The sequence below is a fragment of the Cytobacillus sp. GQ23 genome (assembly GCF_059758675.1).
Genome location: NZ_JCAXER010000028.1, coordinates 30,699 through 49,926 on the forward strand (window position 1 = coordinate 30,699; position 19,228 = coordinate 49,926).

Annotated in this window: 23 protein-coding genes and 1 riboswitch; of the genes, 14 read left to right on the forward strand and 9 right to left on the reverse strand. The window is 41.4% G+C overall.

The window, feature by feature from the left end:
• Nucleotides 1-108: 108 nt before the first annotated feature.
• On the forward strand, nucleotides 109-1,170 hold the full coding sequence (locus AC6CHU_RS20610; protein WP_159866566.1) for a multicopper oxidase domain-containing protein: 1,062 nt from the start codon (nucleotides 109-111) through the stop codon (nucleotides 1,168-1,170).
• Nucleotides 1,171-1,410: 240 nt separating this feature from the next.
• On the opposite strand, the gene AC6CHU_RS20615 is transcribed toward AC6CHU_RS20610, so the two are convergent.
• On the reverse strand, nucleotides 1,411-2,673 hold the full coding sequence (locus AC6CHU_RS20615; RefSeq protein ID WP_159866569.1) for a TolB-like translocation protein: 1,263 nt from the start codon (nucleotides 2,671-2,673) through the stop codon (nucleotides 1,411-1,413).
• 224 nt (nucleotides 2,674-2,897) lie between these two features.
• Between AC6CHU_RS20615 and AC6CHU_RS20620 the strand changes: the two genes are divergently transcribed.
• From AC6CHU_RS20620 to AC6CHU_RS20635, 4 genes are all read left to right on the forward strand, one after another.
• Complete coding sequence (locus AC6CHU_RS20620; RefSeq protein ID WP_159866572.1) at nucleotides 2,898-4,127, forward strand: CNNM domain-containing protein; 1,230 nt, start codon at nucleotides 2,898-2,900, stop codon at nucleotides 4,125-4,127.
• Between the two features lie 189 nt (nucleotides 4,128-4,316).
• Complete coding sequence (locus tag AC6CHU_RS20625) at nucleotides 4,317-4,466, forward strand: hypothetical protein (RefSeq protein WP_201306557.1); 150 nt, start codon at nucleotides 4,317-4,319, stop codon at nucleotides 4,464-4,466.
• Between the two features lie 307 nt (nucleotides 4,467-4,773).
• Nucleotides 4,774-5,409, forward strand: coding sequence for an FMN-dependent NADH-azoreductase (locus tag AC6CHU_RS20630; protein WP_159866575.1), 636 nt, complete (start codon nucleotides 4,774-4,776; stop codon nucleotides 5,407-5,409).
• A 122-nt stretch (nucleotides 5,410-5,531) separates the two neighbouring features.
• Nucleotides 5,532-6,131, forward strand: a complete 600-nt coding sequence (locus tag AC6CHU_RS20635; RefSeq protein ID WP_159866578.1) for a YdcF family protein — start codon at nucleotides 5,532-5,534, stop codon at nucleotides 6,129-6,131.
• 44 nt (nucleotides 6,132-6,175) lie between these two features.
• Here AC6CHU_RS20635 and AC6CHU_RS20640 read toward each other — a convergent pair whose 3' ends face one another.
• Together AC6CHU_RS20640 and AC6CHU_RS20645 are read right to left on the reverse strand one after the other, a co-directional pair.
• A complete protein-coding gene (locus AC6CHU_RS20640) occupies nucleotides 6,176-6,604 on the reverse strand; it encodes a cell wall hydrolase (protein WP_159866581.1) in 429 nt (142 codons plus the stop codon).
• Between the two features lie 111 nt (nucleotides 6,605-6,715).
• Complete coding sequence (locus AC6CHU_RS20645) at nucleotides 6,716-7,858, reverse strand: CAP domain-containing protein (protein WP_285868555.1); 1,143 nt, start codon at nucleotides 7,856-7,858, stop codon at nucleotides 6,716-6,718.
• Between the two features lie 218 nt (nucleotides 7,859-8,076).
• Between AC6CHU_RS20645 and speD the strand changes: the two genes are divergently transcribed.
• From speD to AC6CHU_RS20660, 3 genes are all read left to right on the forward strand, one after another.
• Nucleotides 8,077-8,901, forward strand: a complete 825-nt coding sequence (gene speD, locus AC6CHU_RS20650) for an adenosylmethionine decarboxylase (RefSeq protein ID WP_159866666.1) — start codon at nucleotides 8,077-8,079, stop codon at nucleotides 8,899-8,901.
• A gap of 88 nt (nucleotides 8,902-8,989) precedes the next feature.
• Complete coding sequence (locus AC6CHU_RS20655; RefSeq protein ID WP_498122678.1) at nucleotides 8,990-9,538, forward strand: DUF3231 family protein; 549 nt, start codon at nucleotides 8,990-8,992, stop codon at nucleotides 9,536-9,538.
• Nucleotides 9,448-9,861 (forward strand): DUF3231 family protein, encoded by a 414-nt coding sequence (locus AC6CHU_RS20660; RefSeq protein ID WP_498122683.1) that lies wholly within the window; start codon nucleotides 9,448-9,450, stop codon nucleotides 9,859-9,861. Before AC6CHU_RS20655 ends, AC6CHU_RS20660 begins: the two co-directional genes overlap by 91 nt.
• A gap of 44 nt (nucleotides 9,862-9,905) precedes the next feature.
• On the opposite strand, the gene AC6CHU_RS20665 is transcribed toward AC6CHU_RS20660, so the two are convergent.
• Nucleotides 9,906-10,826, reverse strand: coding sequence for a MerR family transcriptional regulator (locus AC6CHU_RS20665; protein ID WP_498122679.1), 921 nt, complete (start codon nucleotides 10,824-10,826; stop codon nucleotides 9,906-9,908).
• 310 nt (nucleotides 10,827-11,136) lie between these two features.
• On the opposite strand from AC6CHU_RS20665, the gene AC6CHU_RS20670 reads away from it, so the two are divergent.
• Nucleotides 11,137-11,889 (forward strand): C39 family peptidase, encoded by a 753-nt coding sequence (locus AC6CHU_RS20670; RefSeq protein WP_159866594.1) that lies wholly within the window; start codon nucleotides 11,137-11,139, stop codon nucleotides 11,887-11,889.
• Nucleotides 11,890-11,929: 40 nt separating this feature from the next.
• On the opposite strand, the gene AC6CHU_RS20675 is transcribed toward AC6CHU_RS20670, so the two are convergent.
• Complete coding sequence (locus tag AC6CHU_RS20675) at nucleotides 11,930-12,994, reverse strand: AbrB family transcriptional regulator (RefSeq protein WP_498122680.1); 1,065 nt, start codon at nucleotides 12,992-12,994, stop codon at nucleotides 11,930-11,932.
• 137 nt (nucleotides 12,995-13,131) lie between these two features.
• Here AC6CHU_RS20675 and AC6CHU_RS20680 point away from each other — a divergent pair, with 137 nt between their 5' ends.
• Nucleotides 13,132-13,422, forward strand: coding sequence for a hypothetical protein (locus AC6CHU_RS20680; RefSeq protein WP_159866600.1), 291 nt, complete (start codon nucleotides 13,132-13,134; stop codon nucleotides 13,420-13,422).
• A gap of 91 nt (nucleotides 13,423-13,513) precedes the next feature.
• Here the strand turns inward: AC6CHU_RS20680 and AC6CHU_RS20685 are convergent, their stop codons facing one another.
• The 3 genes from AC6CHU_RS20685 to AC6CHU_RS20695 all read right to left on the reverse strand — a co-directional run bounded on the left by AC6CHU_RS20685 (nucleotide 13,514) and on the right by AC6CHU_RS20695 (nucleotide 14,933).
• Nucleotides 13,514-13,786 carry a hypothetical protein gene (locus AC6CHU_RS20685; protein WP_159866603.1) on the reverse strand — a complete coding sequence of 91 codons (273 nt, stop codon included), beginning with the start codon at nucleotides 13,784-13,786 and terminating at the stop codon, nucleotides 13,514-13,516.
• Nucleotides 13,746-13,961 carry a hypothetical protein gene (locus tag AC6CHU_RS20690; RefSeq protein ID WP_159866606.1) on the reverse strand — a complete coding sequence of 72 codons (216 nt, stop codon included), beginning with the start codon at nucleotides 13,959-13,961 and terminating at the stop codon, nucleotides 13,746-13,748. The genes AC6CHU_RS20685 and AC6CHU_RS20690 overlap by 41 nt, the downstream gene beginning before the upstream one ends.
• A 456-nt stretch (nucleotides 13,962-14,417) precedes the next feature.
• Entirely contained in the window at nucleotides 14,418-14,933 is a 516-nt protein-coding gene (locus AC6CHU_RS20695; protein WP_159866609.1) for a CBO0543 family protein, read from the reverse strand.
• Nucleotides 14,934-15,076: 143 nt separating this feature from the next.
• Here AC6CHU_RS20695 and AC6CHU_RS20700 point away from each other — a divergent pair, with 143 nt between their 5' ends.
• On the forward strand, nucleotides 15,077-15,826 hold the full coding sequence (locus AC6CHU_RS20700; protein WP_159866612.1) for a Cof-type HAD-IIB family hydrolase: 750 nt from the start codon (nucleotides 15,077-15,079) through the stop codon (nucleotides 15,824-15,826).
• A gap of 17 nt (nucleotides 15,827-15,843) precedes the next feature.
• Here AC6CHU_RS20700 and AC6CHU_RS20705 read toward each other — a convergent pair whose 3' ends face one another.
• On the reverse strand, nucleotides 15,844-16,314 hold the full coding sequence (locus tag AC6CHU_RS20705) for an OsmC family protein (protein ID WP_159866615.1): 471 nt from the start codon (nucleotides 16,312-16,314) through the stop codon (nucleotides 15,844-15,846).
• A 114-nt stretch (nucleotides 16,315-16,428) separates the two neighbouring features.
• Nucleotides 16,429-16,541: riboswitch (TPP riboswitch) on the forward strand.
• Between the two features lie 106 nt (nucleotides 16,542-16,647).
• Here AC6CHU_RS20705 and thiM point away from each other — a divergent pair.
• From thiM to thiE, 3 genes are read left to right on the forward strand one after another with little or no spacing between them, the layout of a single operon-like run.
• Nucleotides 16,648-17,460 (forward strand): hydroxyethylthiazole kinase, encoded by an 813-nt coding sequence (thiM, locus tag AC6CHU_RS20710; protein ID WP_159866618.1) that lies wholly within the window; start codon nucleotides 16,648-16,650, stop codon nucleotides 17,458-17,460.
• 12 nt (nucleotides 17,461-17,472) lie between these two features.
• Nucleotides 17,473-18,300, forward strand: a complete 828-nt coding sequence (gene thiD / locus AC6CHU_RS20715; protein ID WP_159866621.1) for a bifunctional hydroxymethylpyrimidine kinase/phosphomethylpyrimidine kinase — start codon at nucleotides 17,473-17,475, stop codon at nucleotides 18,298-18,300.
• Nucleotides 18,284-18,943: a thiamine phosphate synthase gene (thiE, locus tag AC6CHU_RS20720; RefSeq protein ID WP_159866624.1), complete on the forward strand. Its 660-nt coding sequence runs from the start codon at nucleotides 18,284-18,286 to the stop codon at nucleotides 18,941-18,943. Before thiD ends, thiE begins: the two co-directional genes overlap by 17 nt.
• Nucleotides 18,944-19,228 lie beyond the last annotated feature (285 nt).

Sequence of the window (19,228 nt, forward strand, 5' to 3'; positions counted from 1 at the left end):
AACTCTTCACAGAATTCCAAAGTCTTGTGAGAAAAATCACCAATTTTAGACCAAGTTTACCATATGATTAAAGCAGATAAACCAATCATAGTTAAGGAGGAAAACAAGATGAAAAAAGGGGTAAAATATCTGCTAACTTCAGCTATAGGCATAGGTTTACTAACCGGCTGCAGCCAGGGGGGAACACCGCAAAATTCCCTTCAGCCCGAGGAAAAAGTTCTGGCAGCAGAAACAGCTCAGCCTGAGGCAATTGCTCCGCACAAAAATTTAAATCAGGAACCTGTTCCCTTGAAGATTGAAAGAGTCGGGGCGAAAGAAGTGAATGTCGAAATGACTTCCCAAATCACAGATGTAGAAATCGACAAAGGGAAATTCTATAAAGCATGGACATTTAACGGGGAAGCACCTGGGCCGGTAGTTGTTGTCAAAGAAGGGGATATAATCAATTTCACTTTAAAAAACATGGATCCGGCAATACCGCATAGTATGGATTTTCACGCTGTACATGCAGCACCTTCAGAGGACTTTTCGAACGTCAAACCTGATGAAACGGGCACATTCAGGTACCCTGCAAATAAGCCTGGTGTGTTTATGTATCACTGTGGTACTTCACCGGTTTTATCACATATCGCAAATGGAATGCACGGAACGATCATTGTAAAACCCAAAGACGGCTATCCGACAGATAAAGAGGTTGATAGAGAATATACTCTTATTCAAAACGAATGGTATAAATACAACGATCTTGATGATTTTACAAATGGTGTTCCAACTCATGTAGTTTTTTCTGCAAAGGCATTAAAAGCGGGAGACCCTAATACAAATGGGGATACGTTCACACTTAAGGACAATCCGCTTCTCGCTAAAGTAGGGGACAAAGTGAGGATCTATGTAAATAATGTGGGGCCAAATGAAGTGAGCTCTTTCCATGTGGTTGGCACGGTGTTTGACGACGTATACATTGACGGCAATCCTTATAACCATTACAAAGGTCTCCAAACGGTTTTGCTCCCGGCGAGCGGCGGAGCTATTGTGGAATTTACCGTTACGAAGGAAGGCAGCTACCCAATAGTGACGCATCAATTTAACCACGCACAAAAAGGAGCCGTCGCCATTCTAAAGGTAACTGAGACCGGTGAAGACGACGGCGAGGCTACAATGAGCCATTAAATATAAATAAAAAACTCAACTTAATCTAAATTATACAAGAGAAAAATCAAAAATGGAAGGAGGTCTTCTGAGAAGATACCAGAACGGATAAATCCTGCTGGGTATTCAGCAGCAATAAATAGATGAATGAGACCATGCCAACCTGATCTGGTTTTCAAACAGTAAAAATATACCTTTTTGGCTAACAATAAAATGATTTGAACTGAATGGAACACCATCCGGACAGAAAAACGATTCCATTTAGGAACCGCTTTTCTGTCCATTGTTTTCATAAAATGAATATTGTTCTACATCCTTTGCCCATAGCTTCGGTTTTTCCCCACTAAGCTCAGCAAGCCATATATCGCCTTTTTGCTCTGCCAGTTTTTTTCTGATCCATGTCAGCTTGCCAGCGGTCTTTAAATAAAAAGGGTTATAATCTCCATTTGAATTTTTAGGATTAGTGATTCTCGTCTGCTGGGTATCGCCGAGGTGGATTAGAAAGAGTGATGGTTCGGGGCGTTTTTGAGGATCATTTGACCATTCACTTTCTTCCACACGTGAGGCAACCAGCCTTTCATTATCCACCCAGGTAAAGCCCATTTCTGCAAATTTAGCAGGGGTAAGATTTAGGGTCTTGAATGCAGGCAATTCAGCCACCTTCAATTTTTTATTTTTGAATCCCATGACAATTCTGCCCCCGCCTGCAATGTAGCCCAATAGATTCCTGCCGGGCGCCCATTTAGGGACGTCCAAATGAAGGATCATCTCATCAAGAACTTCGAAATTCTTCCCATCACTTGAAATGACGCAGACCATATTACTATCCATGGCCAGCGAAGCAGTTGGACTCACAATAAAAGAGATCCATCTGCCATCTGGAGAGAACTTAAATGACATTGCATTGATGGACATAATGGAAGCTTTGCCATAGCCTATTTCCTTAGGGATTGGGAAAAGGGGTTTCACATGCTGGGTTAAATTCATATTTTCAAGTTTTTCCGGCAGCTGAACCTTATATAGAATGGGACTGGTCCAGCCATCCGGCCTTAAGACGGCGCTGGAAGACACAATGAACCCTTTTCCGTCAGGATCCCAATTATAATCACTTACTCCTAAAGCAATATTATAGAACCGATCTAGGTCAGATATGTTTAGGACACCACCATTGCTCGTAAAAGCAATTCTATAATCGGAAGGTGCCCATTTGGCATTCCCGCCACCTTTAAAAATCCTCTTATGTGTCTGTGACTTTACATGATATACCCATATCTCAGTTTCAGCCGAATCGGATTCCTTCACTTCTTTTTCATAGAGAAGCCATTGGCCATCATAGGACCATTTTGGCGGACTTGTGAACGTGCCAGGTTCTGCCGTAATTCGTTCTTCCAGTTTTCCTGTCTTAATCCATACATACTTATTTCGTATAAAAGCTGCCTGTACCTGATTATCCGCCGTATCTCCCCATACTGCTGATGGGCTAATAAGCAGGAAACAGCACAGCAGCATAATCATCCTGTTCATAACTATTTCATCTTCTTTCAATTTTTATCATGATTATTATGAGCAAAGAGTGATTTTTTATTGAAAGTATAAAAAAGAGAACAGTGAAGGAAGCCTTATATTTTCGATAAAATTGCTTTTACTTTATAATAATGGTTTAACAGACAAAATTGCCCAGCACTGTTTTTTTGGGTGCTGATTGGGTAAAAACAAATACAAATGATTAACATTGGAGGAAATCAACCTTGTTTATTGCTATTTTGTTCTTTATGTTCATGTCCTTTTTCCTGTCGGGAAGTGAGACGGCATTAACTGCAGTTAACAAAATGAAATTAAAATCCAGAGCAGACAATAATGATAAGAAATCACAACGAATTTTAGATATGGTTTCAAAGCCTGATGAGATGATTACTTCCATATTGATTGGCAACAATATTGCTAATATCATGCTGCCTACATTGGTAACCATTATTGCCCTTGATTATAATTTCAGTGTAGGGCTGGCAACAGGTTTTCTGACGGTTGCGCTAATCTTATTTGCTGAAGTTCTGCCAAAATCCATAGCAGCAACCTTTGCAGATAAAATTGCTTATATTGTTTTTCCAGTCATTCGATTTCTTATGCTGGTTCTGAAGCCTGTGACCTTTCTAATATCGAAATTTACGAGGGGAATAATTAAATTTCTTTCCAAAAATGATGGGGATTCTGTTTCAGTATCCAAAGAAGAGCTCATTACCATGGTCGATATAGCCACAAGTGAAGGAACGTTCCATGAAGAAGAAACTCAGCGGATTAAAGGAATCATTGATTTTTATAATTTAGATGTCAGTGACGCACTTAAAACGCCGCGAATGGACATTGAAGGTATTCCCTATGAAGCCACAATGGAAGAAGCAAAGAAGATCGTGCTGGAAAATCATTTTACAAGGTATCCGGTGTATAAAGATAATATGGATAATATTGTGGGCGTATTCCATGCTAAAGGTCTGCTCTTCTGGTCTAATCAGCCTGAGAAAGCCTTGCATGATTTTACTGACTTAGAGCCTTTATTTGTATACGAATTTCATAGCATTGACAAGGTATTCAAAATGATGATGAAAGAAAGGAAGCACCTTGCCATTGTTTTGGATGAATATGGCGGGACTAAAGGAATCATCACTCATGAGGATATTCTTGAAGCAATGCTTGGCCAGGAAATCGAAGATGAATTAGATGACAACACTGAGGTGCTGATTGATGAATTAACGGAGAATCATATTATTGTTCATGGCAAACTGGCCATCCGCAGGATCAATGAAGTCTTTAAAACAAAAATTCCCGAGGATGAGGATATCCTTGCAGGATTCCTGCTAAAAGAACTGGGCCATTTTCCAGCTGAAGGGGAAACATTTGAATACCATCATCTGCACTTTGAAATAAAATCGATTGAAGACAACCGGATAAAACTGGTTGAAATCAAGAAAAAAACACCTTGAAGCTGAAGAGCATTCATTCCCAATACGGAATAATGCTCTTTTTTTGATCTAAAAAATCCGGATATAGTCGCCATTAAAACGGAACAATAGTTACAGGAAGATAAATAAATATTTTTTATTTTTTCTGAAAAAATAGGTCTTTTTTAGTGTATAATTAGGTAACAAAAATAAAAATGAGGTGAATTTTTCATGGAAAATAAACCATTCCACTATGATGGAAGCATACAAATGAACTATGAAAAGGACGGAGAAGCAAGCTCGAGCATTCCTTTTGAACTAACAGATGAAATGAGAAAAAATATTGGAACTAATCCATATTCACCTAAAGAAAAGGAATAATAAGACCCGATCCTGGGTCTTTTTTTTGCCCATTTCCGTCAAGGGTTGGAATGATCTCCGCATGGATGGAGGGGGGGCAGTTCAAGAAATCCCGTTAAATAAGGGGAGATAACCATTCTTTTGAGGATTATCCATCAGATCTTTTTGATAAAAAAATATCCTGAGCAAATCATTTGTAATTCTCTTTTATTTTGAATATGATTATCTCGGATTAAGAATAAAAATGATCATACTGCAGGATGAATACATATTTTACTTCTGATTCAAACTAAATTGACTCAATTCAAAATAGAAAGGTGATAAGATTATGGCTCAAGTTTTATACATTACTGCACACCCTCATGATGACAAGGTTTCATACAGTATGGCAGCAGGGAAGGCATTTATTGATTCCTACAAAGAAGCTAATCCAAATGACGAAATCGTTCATATTGACCTATATAAGGAAAATATTCCGGCAATTGATGTGGATGTTTTCAGCGGATGGGGCAAGCTTCAGTCAGGCAAAGGTTTTGAAGAACTGACAGAAGAAGAAAAATCAAAAGTAGGCCGTTTATCCGAGCTAAGCGAGCAGTTTATTGCAGCTGATAAATATGTGTTTGTTACACCGCTTTGGAACTTCTCGTTCCCACCAGTAATGAAAGCGTATCTTGACTCAGTGGCTGTAGCCGGCAAGACATTTAAGTATACGGCAGAAGGCCCAATCGGGTTATTGACAGATAAAAAAGCGATTCACATCCAGGCTCGCGGAGGCATCTATTCGGAAGGTCCAGCAGCAGAGATGGAAATGGGTCACCGCTATTTAACAGTATTAATGCAATTCTTCGGAGTCCCTTCATTCGAAGGTCTGTTTGTGGAAGGGCACAATGCTATGCCGGATAAAGCAGAAGAAATTAAAGCAGATGCCATTGCCCGGGCAAAAGACAAAGCAAAAACATTCTAAACGAAAGCAGCGGATTTCCGCTGCTTTTTCTTTGAATTAGGCAAATATACGTTGAACTCATGTCCTGGAGGAATAGTATAATACAAGAAGGGAATAAGCTGGGAACGAAAGGGGGAAGTTTTGTGAAAATCTCGGAATTCAGCCCCAGCCAGTTAAATGAAGATGACGTCACGAAGCTGCTTTATGAAGGGATTGAAGATAATCTGCAAAAGGGGGATTTTATTTTTGTGCCTGGCAGCAGTAAAGCAGCAGAATATCGATTGCCTGAAGCTATAAGACTTTATAAGGAGGGAAGGGCAAAAAAGCTGCTTTTCTCCGGTGGTGTAAAATGGCCGGGCAATGAATTAACTGAAGCAGAAAAATTAATGAAAAAAGCAATCTTGTACGGAATCCCTTCGTCTGATCTTTTTATTGAGAATACATCTCTTCATACAAAAGAAAATGTGCTTGCCTCTATGCTGGTTATGGATAGGATGTGCGGTATGGAGAATATTTCAAATATCATTCTCGTGACTGCTCCATTCCACATGAGAAGGCTTCACTTGACTTTTAAGACCTATATGCCTGGCTGGATAAACTATTCTCTTGTATCTTCCAATGATGGTGCAACAGGGAAAAGCCATTGGAAGCAGCATCCAAGCGGGAGAAAAAGAGCGTTCGATGAAGCAAAGAAAATAATAATTTACGTAAAAAAGGGAATTCTGATGGACATGGAAATTTAGTGATTAAGAAAATCCCCGCCAGTATCCAATTGGCAGGGATTCTTTTAAAATGTATTATAAACATTCTCGCATTCTTCCGCTGTAGGCTCGTAAAAGCAATGCAGTTTAAATCTTCCTGCCAAGGGCTGATCGTACCAGGTGGGCGGACATTCGCCAGGCGGCCGGAAATACCATAAAGCAAATTTGGATGGCCAGATCCGTTCACCTCTTACGGCCCTCCGTGCAAGCCGTCTCTCCACTTCTCTTGGACGCTGATAAAAATAGCTTTTCTGTACTGCTTCAAAAGCATGTGGCTGGTAAATCATTTGCGGTATCGTGCGAATGCCTTTGAAATCAGAACAATTTCCTCTGATCCGGTTAATCCCCACATTCCCTACCATTAGCATGCCCTGCTGGCCTTCGCCTTCGGCCTCTGCCCGAAGAAGACGGGCAAGCAAATCTATATCCTGATCTCGTGCCTTTACTACTGCCATTCTGCTCACCCCAATTGCTCAAATATTAAATAGGCTGATATAGGGTATGCATAAAAAAAGAGAATGTGATTTTTACCATCACAAAAAAAGCTCCGGCAGAAGCAGGAGCTTTTAGTTGGCATAAAAATTTTCCGTATAATAAGGCTGTGATTTCGAATTAAAAGCGACACCCACACCCATAAATTCATAATCCGCACGCAGAATATTTTTTCGGTGGCCAAGTGAATTCATTAACCCTTCGTGGGCAAAGATACTGCTGAATTGACCGGAAGCAAGGTTTTCCCCGGCTAATGTGAAGGAAACCTCATCTGCCTGCATTCTGTCAAAAGGGGAAAGGCCCTGCAGATTGGTATGGTCAAAATAGTTGTTTTCCGCCATATCGCTGCTGTGCTTTCTTGCCGTTTCCTTAACAGCATCATCCCATTTTAGTACAGACACACCGTGAGCCACTCTTTCAGCGTTTGTAATATCAAAAAGCTGTAATTCAAATCCTTCTTTTAAAGCAGTGCTGGCATTTGCATAAAACGCATCTTTTTGTTCTTCAAGTGCTTTACTTACTATCTGGATGGATGTTACCGTATTGTCACGATGCTTATCATAAAAAATGGTTACATAATTCCCATCAAGTTCGTATAAATCGTAATCTCTATCCTTTTCTAGCTGGAAAATGACAAAGCCCTTCCTCATTTGGTCAAGCGGTTCTCCAAGCTGATGCGCAACGGAAGACTTTGGCGTTCCATAGGAAATCTCTTTTGCAGAAGAAATCAAATCCTGATTTGTATAGATGCCGGCAGCTTTATCCTGCTTGTCATATGCCACCATTACGAAATTTTGATATTGATCATGATATGCATGCCAGTCTGATCCATATTCATTTGCGGAGATGCGGTCTGCGGAACCGAGATTCTTTTCAATTTCCGCCTTATCATCGCCGATTTCTATGTTATGAATAGAAAAGATTTGTTCCTCAGGGGCTTCCAGAACAGGTTTTTCCGCTTTTTCCTTAGGAGAAGGATTTTTTTCCCCGGTGAATTCCCCGATAGTCAGAAGAAATTTATCTGCCCAGTTTTGCGCTTCCTCCATCACACCGGTAATTATATTCTGCAGGTCCTTATTATCTTTAAAAAGCTGAATATCTGTTTTTATATTATCCATTACAGTTCCTGATTTAGGATCATCGGCTGATTTCTCATCCGGCTGTGAAAAGGCAAAACCGAGAAACAGCAGGACAAATATAAATAAAAACTTCCTCAAATAATCTCCTCCCATGCACCTTTCAACCCATTATCAAAGGTATGCCCATTCATTATAAGATTTAAAAATCCGGAAATGCAAAACATTGCTGTCTTCCTTTTTTTTCTACCCTTTTTGGCAGTCTCTTTAACCGTGATTCGATATTTTACCGTTTTTAAAAGAAAAGTTTGGGTAACATAAATATAAAAATGAACAGATAGTGCAAAGGGGGAAGCATGTTGAAACTTACTCCGGAACAACGAATAGAGCTGCATGGGTTTAATAATTTGACTAAATCACTCAGCTTTAATATGTACGATGTTTGCTACACAAAGACCCGGGAAGAGCGTGAAGCATATATAGATTATATTGACGAGGAATATAGTGCGGAGCGCCTGACAAAAATTTTAACGAATGTTTCCGAAATTATTGGCGCCCATGTCCTGAATGTGGCACAGCAGGATTATGTGCCGCAGGGTGCAAGTGTAACGGTTCTTGTATCCGAAGGGCCAGTGGTAGAGGTGCCGGCAGAATCGTATGATGAATCTCCCGGTCCGCTGCCTGATAATGTAGTCATGCAGCTGGATAAAAGCCATATTACCGTGCATACCTATCCTGAATATCATCCGGACGAAGGAATCAGCACATTCAGGGCAGATATTGATGTATCCACCTGCGGAGAAATTTCCCCGCTGAAAGCCCTAAATTACCTTATTCATTCCTTTGATACGGACATCATGACCATCGATTACAGAGTCAGGGGTTTTACACGGGACAAGGACGGAAAAAAATTATATATTGATCATGATATCAGTTCGATCCAAAACTATATACCGGATGAAGTAAAAGAAGATTTTGATATGATCGACGTAAATATTTATCAAGCACACACCTTTCATACCAAATGTAAAATCAGGGATTTTGATTTGGATAATTATTTATTTGGATATACTAAGGACAAGCTTGATCTAAAGGAAGCTGAAGAGATTACTGAGCGGCTTACTACAGAGATGGACGAGATCTTTTACGGCAAAAATATTAAACCCGGTTCTTTATCAGAGTAAACTTGAGGCTCCCATACAGGGAGTCTTTTTTCATAATCCCTTAAAAACAGGAAATAATAAAGATAACGATAACTAGGGGGATTTTGGAATGGAAGAAAAGAAGGTACATTTGACATCAGGTGAAATGGCCGTTTTATGGACGGGATACCAGAATGATAGCATGTCACTGCCTCTTCTGGAGTATTTTGTTAAGACCGTAGAGGACGATGAAATTAAACCTGTAATCGAATTCGCCCGTCAATTATCAGAAGGGCACATCAAGTTCTTGACTGCATTTTTCCAGAATGAAAAGTTTCCGATCCCTGCAGGCTTTTCATCTAAGGATGTTAACCTCAATGCCCAAAAATTATACACGGATCCATTTATGCTGGAATTTATTATACTGATGGCCAAATCCGGTCTGGTTGCGTATGGCAGCTCCTTGGGCATGTGTACCAGGAAAGATATACGAGCCTTCTTTATTAATTGCATCGATCAAACTATGGAATTATATGAAAAAGTAACGGATATTTATCCTTTAATCTTGAAACCAACATGGTTGGTACTATGCTTGCTCTCAGCTTTTCACAGGCTGCCAAATCAAAAGAGATTATCAGGTACATGGAACGGGGGAAGGACATTTCCAAAAAACATGTGAAGATTCTTAGTGCGACATTACTTGACAATGATATACAAGCCCCTAATTCCGCTGATTATGCTGTTAAGGGCAGCGGCGAAGCACCATTCACCGAACGGCTGATGATGCAGCTAATGGCTTTTCTGACTACATTGGGATTAGGGAACTATGCAGCAGCAGCTTCCGCAAGCCAAAGGAGTGATTTAATTCTGAATTATGAACGTCTTTCCCTTGAGATTGCCCAGTTTGCCAAGGACGGAGCAGACCTTATGATCAAGCACAAATGGCTGGAACAGCCGCCAGGATCACCGAACCGGAAGGTCTTAGCCAAAAAGCAAAGTTAGAACCAGGGGAATAAGAGTCTCCTGGTTCTTTTCATACGCCAATCCTATTTCCAGAATTTCCACCATTTTTTTTCAGGTTCCTGTGCAGCGGCTGCGTTTCGGAAGGAAACAATCATGTCCTGAAAAACGTCTTCCCGCTGCTTTACCTCATGCCAATATTGCTCCCGCTCTTTATTAATGGTTTCGATATAAATTTCCCTGTCTGTATTTAACGTTTCGATCAGTGAGCTGATTTCGGTGCTGGTCACCTCGGCAGAAGAGGAGATGTAATGGATCATGGTTTTGAATTCTTCAGAAGATGCTTCCGAGGATTCGGTCAGTTTATTTGTCAGTTGATGAATTTGATCGGAAGTGCGTTTCGAACTCTTCGCAACCCTCTTAGAAAGAGTTCCGACCGCTTCGGAAGTTTCTTCCGAAGTCAGCTCAATCTTCGCTGTCAGTGACTCGATTTCCGCTTTTGTTTTTTCGCCGGATTTATAAATTGAATCCGACAGGCTTTTAACAGTATGCAAAGACCCTTTGCTAATCTCTTTTTTCACTTCATCCAAAACCTCCTTTCGAACGCCGCTGCGAATTTCATTTCTGATATCTGTAAGTAAACTGTCCTTGAAGTTTTCCATCAAAGCCATGAACTGTTCTGCATCCATAACTGAATCAGGCTCTTTATGTATGGCTGTTTCCTGTTCTACTGCCGCCAAAGCGTTTTCATTTGACGATGAATCCGTTTCAGGAGCATATTCCATATGTTTTTGCATTAATTCCCGGATCATTTCCTTGCTCAGATTTTTATCGCGCATTTGCTTCACTTTATCTAGCAAGGCAATTTCATGGTCTGTATAAAAACGGGCTCCTTGTTTGGAACGGGGAATCAGCAAAAGTCCATTTAAATCCTTTTCCCATTGCCTTAAGGTCCCGGGTGGCACATTCAGCATTTTTGAAACCTCTTTTATTGTATAAGCTTTCATATATTGCGTATCCATTTAACTCAGCCCTTTCCAAAATAGATTCTGAATCATTCGGAATCGGGTTCCGAATCAATTTCCACTTAACCTATTCAGCATGATATCCCTCTTTTTCCTGCCGCATGACAAAAGCTATCAAAACAAGACGATATTCATCAGAAAAAAGCAAAAAACAGCGATTTTGACAAATATTCTAAAAAAAATTGCCAATCATCAGCGTATTTGTAATATCCGGGCGTGTATGGCACAATGGTACCGGAGTTAGCAAACTAGAATATTATATAACAGCGAAATGATGAGGGAGCATGATCAATTGGGTAATAGAATTCTCGCCATGTCTTTAGCAGCCGGGGTTGGATTATCTCTGACTGTGGGAAGCATAAAGATAGGGAGCCATGAACATTCAAAACACAAAGAAATTTACTATGCAGCTGTTCCGCATGGGGAGGCAAAGCATGAACCGCCTGTTAAGCAGGAGGTCCAGAAGAAATCGGTGCTTCTGGATGTGCCATTGTATAACCAAATGGATCATCCGCGATTATATAATGGTTGTGAGATTACCAGTTTAGCAATGATATTAAGCTATGAAGGCATGAAAGTATCAAAGAATGATTTGGCACAGGAAATTAACCGTGTGCCTCTGAGGTATAGCGGAGGGGAATACGGAAACCCCAATGCCGGATTTGTCGGCAATATGGAGGATGGTCCGGGACTGGGCGTTTATGAGGGGCCGATTTTCGAACTCGCCAAAAAGTATTTCCCTGATCGTACTGAGAATCTGACTGGCAAGCCGTTTGATGTGCTGCTTGATAAAATTGCAGAAGGTTCGCCGGTCTGGATTATTACGACGGCAAGCCTTTCTCCCGCAGCATCCTTTGAAACCTGGAATACACCAGGCGGACCTGTAGAAGTATCGTTCCAGATGCATAGTGTGGCGATAACCGGATATGATGAGGAAAATATCTATGTTAACGATCCATATGGCACAAAAAATAAAAAGGTGCCAAAACAGCAGTTTATAGAAGCCTGGGAGCTAATGGGGTCACAGGCTATAGTAATTAACTAACATAATAGCAAAAGAAGGGGCTGCAGCTGCAGTCCCTTCTTTATTCGCTTGAGGTTCCCAATCTCTTAAACTTCAAAAACAGCCATTTTAAAAACGGCGGCACCACAAAAAAGATAAAGAATAAGCGAAAAAGCTGATATCCTGTTACGATGGCCAGGTCTGCACCGGTTTCATGGGCCATGATAGCCATTTGGTCCATCCCTCCCGGCGCAAGGCTCAGTAATCCGGTAGCAGGGGAAATTTGAAAAGCGTGCATAACCCAAAAACTAAGCAGAACCGAACACACCATTAGAATCAGACCACTTAAGGCAGCAAGTGAAATCGTTTTAACCTTATGATCCAGTTTTTCAGGCCTCATCATCATGCCGATATGTGCTCCAATTAATAGCTGTGATAGGTCCAGAACAGAGGAAGGAAGCTCGGGCCCATTAATGCCGGAAATAACAAGGGCAGCTGTTCCCATAATCGGACCGAGAAGGGGTGCGGTAGGGAGCTTTAGTCGTTTGCTAAGGATAATGCCGGCAAAGGAAGCCAGTGCGAAGAGAAAAATATCAGGGAATAAATCTCCCCATAATGGTTCTGCAGCTATATAACCAGATCCTCCTGTAATGTTCATCCAAGGTCCGAAAACCAAAGCAGGGACAGTGAAAATAATTATGAACAGCCTTGCAACCTGCATAAAGGTAACCACAGTGATATCGATTCCTTTGACTTCCTCTGCCAGAAGGATCATTTGTGAAAGACCTCCGGGAATACTGCCAATCAGAACTGTTGGATAATCGATGCCCATTAATCTGGAAATGAGAAGTGCAGAGAGGGCACAGAAGAGAATAAGGCAAATCGTTATTAGCATAATAAAAGGCAGCTTCTTAAGAATTAACAGGACCGCATCCTGTGTAAAGGAAAGGCCAATGCTGTAGCCGACAATGATGATTCCGGCATCGCGAAATGCGGCTGGCCAGTAAAAGGGAATTCTGCTAAGCCGGCTTCCAATCATTACAGCAGTCAAGGCACCAAGTAAAAAGGCGACCGGAACATTCAATAAAGAAAATAAGCCTGCACCTGCAGCGGCAGCACAAAAGGTGATAAAAATATTTTTTTTCACGCAAAAACCTTCTTTTCTTTTGATTACCTAAAGATATTTATACCATATGTTAACAATGAATGAATTACAAGTTTTATGTAATGATATATTTTCATACATTTATAAAAAAGGCGGGCTTTCTAAAAGGGGGACTAACCATGCCGGAAAAATTAAGCCATCTGGTTTTCATTTTATCTTTTGTATGCCTCGGTTTATTTTTGCTGCTGGGTTTTTCGCCTCTGTATGATCTTTATCTGAACAAAATCGGCCATCGGCCATTTTCTGTCCTTCTACTGCTGACAGTTCTTGTCTTCGTCGTAAGCATCAATGTCTTAAAGAAAGTCCAAAATTGGCAGGCGGGCTTTCATGTCCTATTTTCCATTATCCTCACGCTTTTTCTTTCATCGGTCCTCGCGATCATTGTTTTCTTTGGAGGCCAATTCAGATAAAAGGAAAGAGCCTGCACCATAATTGGTACAAGCTGGATCATTTACTGGATTGGCATCCAGTTTACTTTCCATATTCCATCGCTGTTCCTGCTTAGTCCGAATCCAAAGATAAAGTCTGTTCTTCTGGTATAGAAGCTGACTGGTTGATCCCATTGGGATAAGCATTTAGATCAGGAAATGGCTTTTCGACATGCGGGTCATGGTTAAACAGGACATATTGAGTATAAAAGTCCTTAACTTCCTCCGCAAACAGATATAGCTGGAATACTTCTGCCGGCCTTAAACCCTTTAGGATCTCATCTGTTCGTTTTAAAGATAATTCTTTATATACATGATTTAATGGCTCTGGAAGGATGATTTTCATTGCTTAGGGACAGCTTGAATGGACGAGCCTCATTATGCAGTTCTTCATGCATAACCACCTCAACATCTTCTGCCTGATGGACAGTACCTTCTGCAGCACGATATTTGTTAATAATTAACGAAACCTTTTCATCTTCAATCGGCATATTTACGCTATTTTCCAGCTTTTCAAACACACAGTAATATAAGTATCCTGTGTCAGATCGCTTGCAGTATTCCAGTCTTTCACATAGCTGTATATTAATCGTTTCAGAACGGTGCCATACTCATCCATAAACATCTCAAGAACGAGAGCACGGTCCGCTTGATCCGTTATTGACCGTTATATATACTCTTCAATGCTCACATGTTTACCTCCCAGCTTAAATGCCAGCCTGCCGATACCGGCTGACTTTTATTTGACTGACAGTTAGACGACAGATAGAAGCAAATCGCTTCATTTTTTTGGCATGTATTAAGAGTATACACAAAAAGCGCAAACCATTTGGTCTGCGCTAAATTATTTATTTGTTTTTTTCCTAATTAAATAAAACCACATCGATGCATAGGTTGCGAACAGAAGGAGCAAAAATAAGAAAACAGACAAATCGTTCTGAATAATCATTCCAGTACACCTCGCTTTATGTATGCATTTATTTTAGGCTGTCCAATGGAACAGGGAATAATAAATAGAATACCACCGCAGCAGGCAGGGAAATCAGCATGGCAACCGCCGGTCTTCGATAGTGGATTCGCAATACAGCAAATAAAGCGATATTCAGACAAATATTATGCCAGCTGTTCCAGCCGTTATCGTACACATACATTCCTTTGTGGGCAAACAGTGATTGAATAATCGTAAAAAAGCCAATCCATACAGCAGAGTATATGTATCCCTGTTTTTTATATTCAGGGTAGCGCTGCAGATAAATGATCAGAGCCATAGGTGTAATAAAAAAAGTGAAGGCTAAGTTAATAATTGAATGATTCAGCCATTCCGCCGTAATGCCTCTAAAAGCCCATAGTGTATGATTAAAATAGAGCATATTGTAGGTCAGGTTGATTGCAATAAAAAATAAAACAGTCGGATATTGCTTTCTCCACTGCGACCAGTCAATAAAGCGGTAAGCGAACAAAATCCATACGATCATCACAAGTGCGAGATACATAGTAACATCACCTTTAATATTTAATACATACAGGTATTTCCATTTTCCTTAAAAGTATTCATCTGGAATGCGCCTTCTTTGAAGGAAAGCCGGCTTACCTATATAATGGCTTTATTGTGTTAATAGAAGAAAGGAAGAGGATTATGAAAGATTCTAAAATTCCACCGCAAATTAAATTAATCGCCCTTGATATGGATGGAACATTACTGAATTCCAAAGGAGAAATTCCTGAAGAGAACCGTGCAGCTATAAAAGAGGCAAAGGAGAAAGGCATCGAAGTTATTTTGAGCACTGGCAGATCCAGATTAACGGCAGGCGATCATGCTGATTCTCTTGAATTAAATTCTTATTTGATCACGGTAAATGGCAGCGAAATATTTGGACCTGATGGTGAATCCATTTTAAGAGCTCCAGTGGATTCTAAAGTAATGGAATGGATGTGGAATCTGTCTCAGACACACAAGACCAATTTCTGGGCAACTAGCTGTGAACGGGTGTGGATGAACGAAATGCCGGAAAATATCCATGACCATGAATGGCTTAAATTTGGGTTTGATATTTCAGATGATGCGATCAGGGAACTGATCCATAAGGAACTTCGATCAAAGGGCGATCTCGAAATTACCAACTCAAGCTTAACCAATATTGAAGTCAATGCTTTAGGCATCAACAAAGCCATAGGAATCCTCAAAGTAACCGAACTCCTTGGTATTTCAATGGAAAATGTAATGGCCATGGGAGACAGCTTGAACGATATTGCCATGATTGAGGAATCAGGCTGGGGAGTAGCGATGGGAAATGCACAGGACATTGTTAAAGAAACAGCCGATGCTGTAACAGGAACGAATGATGAAGCCGGCGTTGCACTGGCCATCCGTAAATGGGCTCTTTAATCTGAACGAAACACCGGCTATCCTGCCGGTGTTTCGTTTGTTTTTTTATTGCGGATGGTTTCCTGTACTTCGACTTCCACATTTCCTTTAATGGCCCTTGAGATCATACAGGATGCTTCCGCTTTTTGCGCCAGCTTCTTGGCAAGTGTATAGTCCTTTCCATCGGCGTCTGCCTTCAGCACGATAACTGGACGATGAATAATCTTTTTGTACGTAATCACACCTTTTGTGACATCCACAATTCCGACTGACTCCATCGTGAGGTCCTCTTTATCGAGCCGGCTGCGTTCCATCATGGCTGCAAGGGTAATAATATAACAAGCAGCCGCCGCCCCAAGCAGCATTTCATCCGGATTCGTTCCGATTCCGGGACCGTCCATTTCCGGTGGAATGGATACCTTTGTTCTCAGGCCGCCTGTTTCTATTTCCCCCACATCATTGCGAAGACCAGGCCAATGTGCTTTCAAGTGAAAATGGTGTTCAGCCATATCTGAATCCTCCAAGCTATGTATTCTTACTTACACCTTAAAGAGGAAGCGGCAGAATTGCAAGCTTTACAGATTTCACGATTCAGGCTAAGATAAAAACAGCCAACTTAATAGTTTTACTGCTAGGGGTGCCCGATGCTCGCGGGCTGAGAAAGAAACCGGACTGTTTTTTACCCTTCGGACCTGATCTGGATTATACCAGCGTAGGAAAGTAGTAATTGCGGAGAACCAAATGACTCTCTACAGATTATTCAGCCAGGTCCATATATGGGATCTGGCTTTTTGTGTTCCCTTAAGAAACTATTAAGCAGCATTTGCAGAGGAGGAATAGATGTGAACATTCAAGAAATTACCAGCCTATTGGAGAAAGTAAGAGAGATAAATCCATTAGTACATAATATCACCAATGTAGTAGTAACCAATTTCACTGCCAATGGCCTGCTGGCTATTGGAGCATCACCTGTCATGGCCTATGCGCATGAAGAGGCGGGTGATATGGCTAAAATCGCCGGGGCACTGGTTCTGAATATGGGAACACTGTCTGAAAAAGAAGTGAAAAGTATGCTTATCGCAGGAAAATCAGCCAATCAGCATGGGGTGCCGGTTATTTTTGATCCTGTTGGCGCCGGCGCCACTGCCTACCGCACAGAAACTGCCAATCGAATAATGAAAGAATTAGATATTAGCATCATAAGAGGCAATGCGGCAGAAATCGCCAATGCCGCAGGACAGCAATGGAATATTAAGGGCGTCGATGCAGGAGAAGCAGAAGGAAACACATTAGAGCTTGCCAAATCTGCAGCAAATAAACCTGGTTCAGTCACCGTCATAACAGGCAAACAGGACATTGTTACAGATGGACATACTACATTTACCATCCGCAATGGACATTCCCTATTAACGAAGGTAACGGGTGCCGGATGTCTTTTGACTTCTGTCGTAGGAGCTTTCGCAGCAGTTGAAAAAGATCCTGTAAAAGCGGCAGCTGCTGCTCTGGTCGTATATGGCTCTGCCGCCGAAATCGCAGCAGAAAATACAGATGGCAGGGGCCCGGGCACTTTCCAGATAGAGTTTTTGAACAGCTTATATAATATTTCAGCTGAAGATGTTGAAATGCGCGGTTCAATTGAAAAAACGGAAGGATAGGAGGCAATACATATGAAAGTGAACAAAGCATTAACTATAGCGGGATCAGACAGCGGAGGAGGTGCAGGTATTCAGGCAGACTTAAAAACCTTTCAGGAACTGGGTGTATTCGGCATGTCAGCTTTAACTGCCGTAACCGCCCAAAACACCAGAGGAGTACAGGGAGTTTTTCCAATGACCGCAGATGCGGTTGCATCCCAAATACAATCCATAGGAGAAGATTTAAGTCCGGATGCAGTCAAAACTGGAATGCTGTTCAGTGCTGAGATCATTGAAACTGTTTCAAAGGAGATGGCAAATTACGGCTGGAAAAATATCGTCATTGATCCTGTGATGATTGCTAAGGGCGGAGCAAGCCTTCTTCAGACTGAAGCTATTTTAGCAATGAAAAAGCATTTGATTCCGCTTTCCATGGTGATTACACCCAATATTCCAGAAGCAGAGGTATTAACGGATACTATCATTCGGTCTATGGATGATAAAAAGAAGGCTGCTTATGAATTGCACAGGCTTGGAGCAAGACATGTCATCATAAAGGGCGGCCATGAGGAGGGAAAAATGGCTGCGGATCTATTATTTGATGGAGAATGTTTTACCGAATTCAAGAGTAATAGAATCGAAACAGTGAACACGCACGGCACAGGCTGCACTTTTTCGGCTGCCATCACAGCTGGCCTCGCTGACGGCCTATCTGTACCCCTGGCTGCAGATCGCGCTAAGCAATTTATCCAGGCAGCAATTGAAAATGACTTAAAAATTGGCAGCGGCCATGGGCCAACCAATCATTGGGCCTTTAATGCCAAGAAAAAGGAGAGCCTCATACATGGAAGTCAATACTAAACAAATGAGAGACTGGCTAAAGGTATATTTCATCATGGGAAGCGTTAATTGCCATCAAGATCCTGAAGAAATTCTCCGATCAGCGATTCAAGGGGGCATCACCCTGTTTCAATTCCGTGAAAAAGGAGCAGGATGCCTGCATGGCAATGAGAAGGAACGCCTTGCAAAAAAGCTTCAGGCAATCTGCAGAGAGAGCAGTATTCCTTTTATTGTTAATGACGATATCGAATTGGCTATTCGCCTAAATGCAGATGGTGTCCATATTGGCCAGGAGGATGAACCGGCAGATGTGGTCCGCAGGAAAATTGGCAGCAAAATTCTTGGTGTCTCCGTTCATAATATGATGGAAGCAGAAGCAGCAATCAGGCAGGGGGCCGACTACCTAGGCATTGGCCCTATTTATCCGACAAGCACAAAGAAGGATGCCAAAGCTGTGCAGGGGCTTACGTTTTTAAGTGAATTGAGATCTGCTTCCATCGAGATTCCTGTGGTGGGAATCGGGGGAATAAATGCTAAAAATACACCTCCGATAATGGCTGCAGGCGCAGACGGCGTTTCAGTCATTACGGCAATCAGCCTAGCGGAAACCCCGGAAAAATCAGCAGGAGAGCTCAAAGAAGCCGTACAGAAAAGTGTTCAATAATATTTGTAAGCCGCCCTGCTCATCAAGCACCGGAGTCTTCTAGTTAGAAAATTTTTATTGTCTTATTGGCCAAAAGGCATAGAGGCAAAGATGTGCAAATTCAGAATTAATGGCAGTAAGTTTGTTATATTTTTTACACCGCTTTCTTTAGACTATTTTAGCTGGCTTTAGCAAGATTAATGAAGCAGGGAATTGCGTTGATTTCATGCAAACAAGATCAGCCAATATCCAGGAACTATTAGTATTGCCGGCTGCCCTTCAAACATCAGTGCTTTAACAGTGCAG